The sequence below is a fragment of the Streptomyces rectiviolaceus genome (assembly GCF_039533825.1).
GTDB lineage: Bacteria > Actinomycetota > Actinomycetes > Streptomycetales > Streptomycetaceae > Streptomyces > Streptomyces rectiviolaceus.
The window spans coordinates 1-8,096 of record NZ_BAAAUG010000105.1; the positions used below are offsets into that span (position 1 = coordinate 1).

The window sequence follows — 8,096 nt, forward strand, 5'->3', positions numbered from 1 at the left end:
CCAGGACAGGGCCCGTGCGGCGGCGGCCACGCGCGCGTCGGAGCCGCAGTCGCGCAGGGCCGACAGCAGCCGGTGGTCCATGTCGTGCATGTCGCCTCCTTCTCCGGGGACTTCAGGACCTGACCTCCCGACTCTTCTAGGCAACCTCTCAATATTTACGGCAATATAGGACGACACTCCATCAATCACCCATTTCGGTGAGGGCTCGGACGAATATGGGCAAACTGCCCTTGCTCGGACGATACGGTCACGCCTATGCCTGCTATGCCTGCCGACTCCGCATCCGCGATGAAGCCCGAGGCCGTGTCCGTCTCCGTGTCGGGCTGGGGGCGCACCGCCCCGTCCACCGCCCGTCTGATCCGCCCCCGTTCGCCCGAGGAGGCCGTGGCCGCCCTCCAGGCCTGCGGGGAGCGTGGCGGCATCGCCAGGGGCCTTGGGCGGGCCTATGGGGACGCCGCGCAGAACGCGGGCGGCGCGGTCCTCGACATGACCGGCATGGACCGCGTGCACGCCATCGACGCCGACGCGGGCACCGTCCTGTGCGACGCCGGGGTCTCCCTGCACCGCCTGATGGAAGTCCTGCTCCCGCTCGGCTGGTTCGTGCCGGTGACTCCCGGCACGCGCTATGTGACGGTCGGCGGGGCGATCGGCGCGGACATCCACGGCAAGAACCACCACGGATCCGGGTCGTTCTCGCGCCACGTGATGGCGGTGGAACTGCTCACCGCCGACGGCACGGTGCACGCGGTCGAGCGCGGCACTCCCCTGTTCGACGCGACAGCGGGCGGCATGGGCCTGACCGGCGTGATCCTCGCCGCGACGCTGCAACTGCAGCCGGTCGAGACGTCGTTGATGACGGTGGACACGGAGCGCGCCACCGACCTGGACGACCTGATGGCCCGCCTCACCGCATCCGACCACCGCTACCGGTACTCGGTGGCCTGGATCGACCTCCTCGCGCGCGGTGCGTCGATGGGACGCTCGGTGCTCACACGCGGCGACCACGCTCCCCTGGACGCCCTCCCGGCACGCGCGCGTAGAGCCCCACTGACATTCCGCCCCGGCCAGCTGCCTTCCGCCCCGCGCTTCCTGCCCGAAGGGCTGCTCGGCCGGAAGTCGGTGGGCCTCTTCAATGAGCTCTGGTACCGCAAGGCACCCCGCCTCCGGGTGGGCGAGCTCCAGAAGATGTCGACCTTCTTCCACCCTCTGGACGGCGTCCCGCACTGGAACCGCGTGTACGGCCGCGGCGGGTTCGTGCAGTACCAATTCGTCGTCGGGTACGGCAAGGAAGAGGCCCTGCGGCGCATCGTGCGGCGCATCTCGGAGCGCGGCTGCCCGTCCTTCCTCGCCGTACTGAAGCGCTTCGGAGAGGGCGATCCGGGCTGGCTCTCCTTCCCGATGCCCGGCTGGACCCTCGCCCTGGACATCCCGGCGAACCTGCCGGGCCTCGGCGCCTTCCTCGACGAGCTCGACGAGGAGGTCGCCGCGTCCGACGGCCGCGTCTACCTCGCCAAGGACTCCCGCCTGCGGCCCGAGATGCTCGCCGCCATGTATCCGCGGCTCGACGACTTCCGCGCCCTGCGGGCGGACCTCGACCCGCGCGGCGTGTTCCGCTCGGACCTCTCGCGCCGCCTCGCCCTCTAGCACCTCCAGGAGTTGGTCTCATGAAGGACGCCTTCGGCACCCCCCAGTCCCTGCTCGTACTCGGCGGCACCTCCGAGATCGGCCTCGCCACCGCCCGCCGTCTGGTCGCGCGGCGCACCCGCACGGTGTGGCTGGCCGGGCGGCCGTCCCCGGGCCTGGAGAAGGCCGCCGCGGGCCTGCGCGACATGGGGGCGGAGGTCCGCACCGTCGCCTTCGACGCACTCGACTCCGAGTCGCACGAGTCCACGCTCGGCAAGATCTTCGCCGAGGGCGACATCGACATGGTCCTGCTCGCCTTCGGCATCCTCGGCGACCAGGCACGCGACGAGGACGAGCCGCTGTCGGCGGTGCGGGTCGCGCAGACGAACTACACGGGCGCGGTCTCGGCGGGCCTGGTGTGCGCGCGGTCGCTGCAGGCCCAGGGGCACGGCTCCCTGGTGGTGCTCTCGTCGGTCGCGGGCGAGCGCGCCCGCCGCTCGAACTTCATCTACGGGTCCAGCAAGGCGGGCCTCGACGCCTTCGCCCAGGGCCTGGGCGACGCGCTGCACGGCACGGGAGTGCACGTGATGGTCGTCCGCCCCGGCTTCGTACGCTCCAAGATGACGGCGGGCCTGGAGGAGGCCCCCATGGCGACCACCCCGGATGCGGTCGCGCTGGCCATCGAGACGGGCCTGCGGCGGCGCTCGGAGACGGTGTGGGTGCCCGGCGCCCTACGGGTGGTCATGTCGGCGCTGCGTCACGTGCCGCGGACGGTGTTCCGGCGGCTTCCTGTGTGAGGCCGCCCTTCGGGGGCAGCGCCTGAGATCAGCGGGCGGGCAGCGTGCCGTGCGCGGCCGGGGCCGCTGCCTGAGGGGGCACCACGGGGCCGCCACCGCCGAAGGCGAACTCGCGCAGCTTGCGCCACACCCCGTCGGCGCCCTGCTCGTAGAGCGCGAAGCCGGTGCAGGGCCACTCGGCCTCGTACTCCGAGAGCTCCGCGTAGGCCCGGTCCATGGCCTCTTCGGAGATGCCGTGCGCCACCGTGACGTGCGGGTGGTACGGGAACTGCAGCTCGCGCGGCATGGGCCCGGACGCGTCCCGCACCCGCTCCTGCAGCCAGCCGCAGGCCGCGCCGCCCGCCACCACCTGGACGAAGACGACGGGCGACAGCGGACGGAACGTGCCGGTCCCGAAGAGCCGCATCGGGAAGGGGCGCCCGGCGGCCGCGACGGCCACCAGGTGCGCCTCGACCGCGGGCAGCGCCGTGGCGTCCACCTCGGTCGGCGGCAGCAGCGTGACGTGGGTGGGGATGCCGTGCGCCGCGGGGTCCCCGAAGCCCGCGCGCCGCTCCTGGAGCAGGCTGCCGTGAGGCTCCGGGACCGCGATCGACACACCGATCGTTACGGTCCCCACGTCGTACTCCTGTCGGTCGGGTGGCGGGCAGAGGGCGCTGCTGTATCTGGCTTGGTGCAGGGGGCTGTGTGGTTCAGTGCTTGGCGGGCAGGAGGCCCACCTTGTCGTACGCCTGGGCGAGGGTCTCCGCGGCGACGGCGCGCGCCTTCTCCGCGCCCTTGGCCAGGATCGAGTCGAGCGTCTCCGGGTCGTCCAGGTAGGCCTGGGTGCGGTCCCGGAAGGGAGTCACGAAGTCGACCATGACCTCGGCGAGGTCAGTCTTCAGCGCACCGTAGCCCTTGCCGACGTACTTCTGCTCCAGTTCCGGGATACCGGCACCGGTGAGCGTGGAGTAGATGCTGAGGAGGTTGCTGACACCCGGCTTGTTCACGGTGTCGTAGCGCACGACCGTGTCGGTGTCGGTGACCGCGCTCTTGACCTTCTTCGCGGTGGCCTTGGGCTCGTCGAGGAGGTTGATCAGGCCCTTCGGGGTGGACGCCGACTTGCTCATCTTGATCGACGGGTCCTGAAGATCGAAGATCTTCGCCGTCTCCTTGAGGATGTACGCCGCCGGGACGGTGAACGTCTCACCGAAGCGGCCGTTGAAGCGCTCCGCGAGGTCGCGGGTCAGCTCGATGTGCTGACGCTGGTCCTCGCCGACCGGGACCTGATTGGCCTGGTAGAGCAGGATGTCCGCGACCTGCAGCACCGGGTACGTGAAGAGGCCGACGGAGGCGCGGTCCGCGCCCTGCTTGGCCGCCTTGTCCTTGAACTGCGTCATGCGCGACGCCTCGCCGAAGCCCGTGAGGCAGTTCATGACCCAGCCGAGCTGGGCGTGCTCGGGGACGTGGCTCTGGACGAAGAGCGTGCAGCGCTCCGGGTCGAGCCCCGCGGCGAGGAGCTGGGCGGCGGCGAGCCGGGTGTTGGCACGCAGCTCGGCCGGGTCCTGCGGGATCGTGATCGCGTGCAGGTCCACCACCATGTAGAACGCGTCGTGGGACTCCTGCAGCGCCACCCACTGGCGGACCGCGCCGAGGTAGTTGCCGAGGTGGAACGAGCCCGCGGTGGGCTGGATTCCGGAGAGCACGCGAGGACGATCAGAGGCCATAGGGCTCATTCTCTCAGGTGTCTCTCATTGCTCGGAAACAGACGTGTGACGGGTGTGCCGCGATCTTGTCATCCGCCTTCTTCAAGGCGTACTGCTCCTTGGGGCGGTTCAGGGACGGCTCGGCGTTCAAGCCGTGGCTGCTGTCGATCGTCGCCAATGAGACGAGGAACACAGTGCGTTCGGCGAAGTCGGTTCCGGCTCGGTCGGGCGGATCGGGAACCTGAACGGCTCGGGCGGTGTACCAGAAGTGACGCGGTGCGGACGGGTCGTGCCGGAGAGCGGTGGGGGATCGGACATGCGGATGCGGATGCGGATGCGGACGGCAAGGGGAATGTGCGGGTCGGTGGCGGGGCTCGCGGCCGCGCTGACGCTGGTGGTGATGGGAGCGCCGCAGGCGGTGGCGGGCGGACCGACGAGCGTCCTGGTGGTCTCGCCCGAGAGCGGGCAGAGCACGGCGCTCTATGTGAGCGACAAGGAGTACGGCGATCTTGAGCGCTGTCTCGGCGACATGGACGGCATAGGTGGGGGCCGGCGCGAACAGCCACCGGGCCTGGCCATGGGCGACGGAAGCCGTCAGATCAATGTGACGTGGATGGCGCACGACGTGCAGCCGTGGCGGGTGGACCGGGCCTATCCGGTGGCGTCCGGCTCGAAGGACGGTGAGGAGGGCAAGGACGGCACGGACACTGCGGCCGTGTGGGTCCACACCACGACGGACGTCGAGTCCATGAGGGGCACCTGGCACAAGGCGAAGGATCCGGCTCGTCTGACGGCGCTGTTCAAGAAGCTCGGGGTCATGGGCGCGCCGACGGACAAGGGCGATCACGCGATAGCCCCCGGGGCGGATTCGGCCCCTCCGCCGACATCCGCATCGGAAACCGCACCCGAGCAGGCCGCCTCCGGACGGACGGCTGGCCCACCGGGCGACGGCGGCACGGACTGGTGGTGGGCGATACCGGGCGCCGCGGCGGGGGCTGCCGGAGCGCTGCTGCTGCGAGGGCCGCTCACCGAGCGGCGGCCCTTCCTCGCCTCGCTGCGCGGGCGGCGGCCTCATGAGGACGGCCCGCGGCAGGAGTTGAGGGACCTGTGAGGGCGTTGACCGGCCCCGGCCGGTGAGTTCGGCCGACCGGGGCGGCTGTTCGGCCCGGTGGTCAGTGGGCGGGCAGGCCCGGGGCCGGATGGGCGGCCATCAGGTCGGCGACCTCGGACCGGATCTTCGTCAGGGCGTCCTCGTCACCGGCACGGGCCGCGGCGACGCCTCGGTCGATCCAGTCGGCGACGGTCGGCATGTGCTGCGTACCGAGACCGCGGGAGGTGAGCGAGGGGGTGCCGATGCGGACGCCTGAGGGGTCGAACGGCTTCCGCGGGTCGTACGGCACGGTGTTGTAGTTGACGACGATCCCGGCCCGGTCCAGGGCCTTGGCGGCGACCTTGCCCGGGACGTCCTTGGGGGTGAGGTCCATCAGGATCAGGTGGTTGTCGGTGCCGCCGGAGACCAGGTCGAAGCCGCGGGCGAGCAGCGCTTCGGCGAGGGCCTGGGCGTTGGCGACGACCGTGTGGGCGTAGTCGCGGAAGGAGGGTTGCGACGCCTCGTGCAGGGCGACGGCGATGGCCGCGGTGGTCTGGTTGTGCGGGCCGCCCTGCAGGCCGGGGAAGACCGCCTTGTCGATGGCCTTGGCGTGCACCTCGCGGGACATCAGCATCGCGCCGCGCGGGCCGCGCAGGGTCTTGTGGGTGGTCGTGGAGATCACGTCGGCGTGCGGCACCGGTGAGGGGTGGGCGCCGCCCGCGATCAGGCCGGCGATGTGCGCGATGTCGGCGACGAGGACGGCCCCCGCCTCGTGGGCGATCTCGGCGAAGGCGGCGAAGTCGATGGTGCGAGGGAGGGCGGTGCCACCGCAGAAGATCAGCTTGGGGCGTTCCTTGAGGGCGAGGTCGCGCACCTCGTCGAAGTCGATGCGGCCCGTGTCGTGGCGGACGCCGTACTGCACGCCGCGGAACCACTTGCCCGTGGCGGAGACGCCCCAGCCGTGGGTGAGGTGGCCGCCCATCGGGAGGGCCATGCCCATCACGGTGTCACCGGGCTCGGCGAAGGCGAGGTAGACGGCGAGGTTGGCCGGGGAGCCGGAGTAGGGCTGGACGTTGGCGTGCTCGACGCCGAAGACGGACTTGGCTCGGGCGACGGCGAGGCGCTCGACCGGGTCGATGTTCTGCTGGCCCTCGTAGTAGCGGCGACCCGGGTAGCCCTCGCTGTACTTGTTCTGCAGGACCGTGCCGGAGGCTTCCAGGACGGCGCTGGAGACGTAGTTCTCGCTGGGGATCAGGCGCAGGGTGTCGGCCTGGAGCTGCTCCTCGGCGCCGACGAGTGCGGCTAGCTCGGGGTCCTGCGCGGCGAGCGCGGGGTGGCTGAGGGTGTTCGGGGAGTCCGAAAGATTCGGGGAAGAGGGGTGAGTCATGGCGTCCTCCGGGGCGAGCGGTGTGTGTCCGGTCGTGGTCCCGGGGTGCCCAGGCGGTCGGCACCTCGAAGGTTCTGCCTCGCACGGCTTCCTCGGGGTCCGTTCCCCGTGCGCCAGTCGCCGTGCTGTAGAGACCAGCCTATCGGGCACGCCGGGTCGGCAGGTTTCCTCGTCCAGGATCCGAGCGACGATAGAACTTGGGCGCCACACCCGCCCCATGCCGCAGGACGAACGGAGACCCCGTGTCGACTACCGAAGAGTTCATCACCTCGGCCGAAGCGCACAGCGCGCACAACTATCACCCACTGCCCATCGTGGTCGCGTCGGCGGAGGGTGCCTGGATGACGGACATCGAGGGGCGCCGCTACCTCGACATGCTCGCCGGGTACTCGGCGCTGAATTTCGGGCACGGCAACCGCCGCCTGATCGACGCGGCCAAGGCGCAGCTGGAGCGGGTGACGCTCACCTCGCGGGCCTTCCACCACGACCGGTTCGCCGAGTTCTGTACGCGGCTCGCGGAGCTGTGCGGCAAGGAGATGGTGCTGCCGATGAACACCGGCGCGGAGGCGGTGGAGACGGCCGTGAAGACCGCCAGGAAGTGGGGGTATCAGGTCAAGGGCGTGCCCGACGGGCGGGCGAAGATCGTCGTCGCGCGCGACAACTTCCATGGGCGGACCACGACCATCGTCAGCTTCTCGACGGACCCCGAGGCGCGAGCGGACTACGGCCCGTACACACCGGGCTTCGAGATCGTGCCGTACGGCGATCTGACGGCGCTGCGGGCCGCGGTCACGGAGAACACCGTGGCCGTGCTCCTCGAGCCGATCCAGGGCGAGGCCGGGGTTCTGGTGCCGCCGGCCGGATATCTCGCGGGCGTACGGGAGTTGACTCGGGAGCGGAACGTCCTGTTCATGGCGGACGAGATCCAGTCGGGGCTCGGCAGGACGGGCAGGACCTTCGCGTGCGAGCACGAGGGCGTGGTGCCGGACGTGTACATCCTGGGCAAGGCGCTCGGCGGGGGTGTCGTGCCGGTGTCGGCGGTGGTGGCGGACGCGGATGTGCTCGGGGTGTTCAAGCCGGGTGAGCACGGGTCGACGTTCGGCGGCAATCCGCTGGCGTGCGCGGTGGCGCTGGAGGTGGTGGCCATGCTGAGCTCGGGCGAGTTCCAGCAGCGGGCCACCGAGCTGGGCGAGCATCTGCACGCCGAGCTGGGGCTGCTCGCCGGTACGGGCGCCGTGACGCAGGTGCGGGGCCGCGGGCTGTGGGCGGGCGTCGACATCGAGCCGTCGCACGGCACGGGCCGGGAGATCTCCGAGAAGCTGATGGACCGGGGTGTGCTGGTCAAGGACACCCACGGGTCGACGATCCGGATCGCTCCGCCGCTGGTGATCAGCAAGGAGGACCTGGACTGGGGTCTTGATCAACTCCGGGGAGTACTGGCCTAGTTGTACTGACGAGCGGTACCGGCTCAGCTCAGCGGTACTGGTCCCGGTCGGGGGCGGCGTGGGCGGGGGCGG

General features: G+C 70.9%; 7 protein-coding genes, 1 pseudogene and 1 riboswitch. Of the genes and pseudogenes, 5 read left to right on the forward strand and 3 right to left on the reverse strand.

The window, feature by feature from the left end; translation table 11 throughout:
• Window positions 1-264 precede the first annotated feature (264 nt).
• Both dprE1 and dprE2 read left to right on the forward strand, forming a co-directional pair.
• Window positions 265-1,644, forward strand: a complete 1,380-nt coding sequence (gene dprE1 / locus ABD378_RS27590; RefSeq protein ID WP_344524930.1) for a decaprenylphosphoryl-beta-D-ribose oxidase — start codon at window positions 265-267, stop codon at window positions 1,642-1,644.
• A 20-nt stretch (window positions 1,645-1,664) separates the two neighbouring features.
• Complete coding sequence (gene dprE2 / locus ABD378_RS27595; protein ID WP_344524908.1) at window positions 1,665-2,420, forward strand: decaprenylphospho-beta-D-erythro-pentofuranosid-2-ulose 2-reductase; 756 nt, start codon at window positions 1,665-1,667, stop codon at window positions 2,418-2,420.
• Window positions 2,421-2,448: 28 nt separating this feature from the next.
• Here dprE2 and ABD378_RS27600 read toward each other — a convergent pair whose 3' ends face one another.
• Window positions 2,449-3,036: a 2'-5' RNA ligase family protein gene (locus ABD378_RS27600; RefSeq protein ID WP_344524910.1), complete on the reverse strand. Its 588-nt coding sequence runs from the start codon at window positions 3,034-3,036 to the stop codon at window positions 2,449-2,451.
• Between the two features lie 73 nt (window positions 3,037-3,109).
• Window positions 3,110-4,123, reverse strand: a complete 1,014-nt coding sequence (gene trpS, locus ABD378_RS27605) for a tryptophan--tRNA ligase (protein WP_344524912.1) — start codon at window positions 4,121-4,123, stop codon at window positions 3,110-3,112.
• A 74-nt stretch (window positions 4,124-4,197) separates the two neighbouring features.
• On the opposite strand from trpS, the pseudogene ABD378_RS27610 reads away from it, so the two are divergent.
• Window positions 4,198-4,308, forward strand: a pseudogene (locus ABD378_RS27610) (siderophore-interacting protein); the annotation flags it as partial.
• Window positions 4,309-4,418: 110 nt separating this feature from the next.
• Entirely contained in the window at window positions 4,419-5,213 is a 795-nt protein-coding gene (locus ABD378_RS27615) for a hypothetical protein (protein WP_344524914.1), read from the forward strand.
• Window positions 5,214-5,274: 61 nt separating this feature from the next.
• On the opposite strand, the gene ABD378_RS27620 is transcribed toward ABD378_RS27615, so the two are convergent.
• Window positions 5,275-6,579 carry a serine hydroxymethyltransferase gene (locus ABD378_RS27620; protein WP_344524916.1) on the reverse strand — a complete coding sequence of 435 codons (1,305 nt, stop codon included), beginning with the start codon at window positions 6,577-6,579 and terminating at the stop codon, window positions 5,275-5,277.
• Between the two features lie 40 nt (window positions 6,580-6,619).
• Window positions 6,620-6,710, reverse strand: a riboswitch (ZMP/ZTP riboswitch).
• 111 nt (window positions 6,711-6,821) lie between these two features.
• Between ABD378_RS27620 and rocD the strand changes: the two genes are divergently transcribed.
• Window positions 6,822-8,024, forward strand: a complete 1,203-nt coding sequence (gene rocD / locus ABD378_RS27625; protein ID WP_344524918.1) for an ornithine--oxo-acid transaminase — start codon at window positions 6,822-6,824, stop codon at window positions 8,022-8,024.
• The last annotated feature ends 72 nt before the right edge of the window (window positions 8,025-8,096 follow it).

Coding starts and splice junctions, on each gene's coding strand:
- ABD378_RS27620 (WP_344524916.1), bottom strand. CDS start 6,579: ATGACTCACCCCTCTTCCCCGAATCTTTCGGACTCCCCGAACACCCTC.
- dprE1 (WP_344524930.1), top strand. CDS start 265: ATGCCTGCCGACTCCGCATCCGCGATGAAGCCCGAGGCCGTGTCCGTC.
- dprE2 (WP_344524908.1), top strand. CDS start 1,665: ATGAAGGACGCCTTCGGCACCCCCCAGTCCCTGCTCGTACTCGGCGGC.
- trpS (WP_344524912.1), bottom strand. CDS start 4,123: ATGGCCTCTGATCGTCCTCGCGTGCTCTCCGGAATCCAGCCCACCGCG.
- ABD378_RS27615 (WP_344524914.1), top strand. CDS start 4,419: ATGCGGATGCGGATGCGGATGCGGACGGCAAGGGGAATGTGCGGGTCG.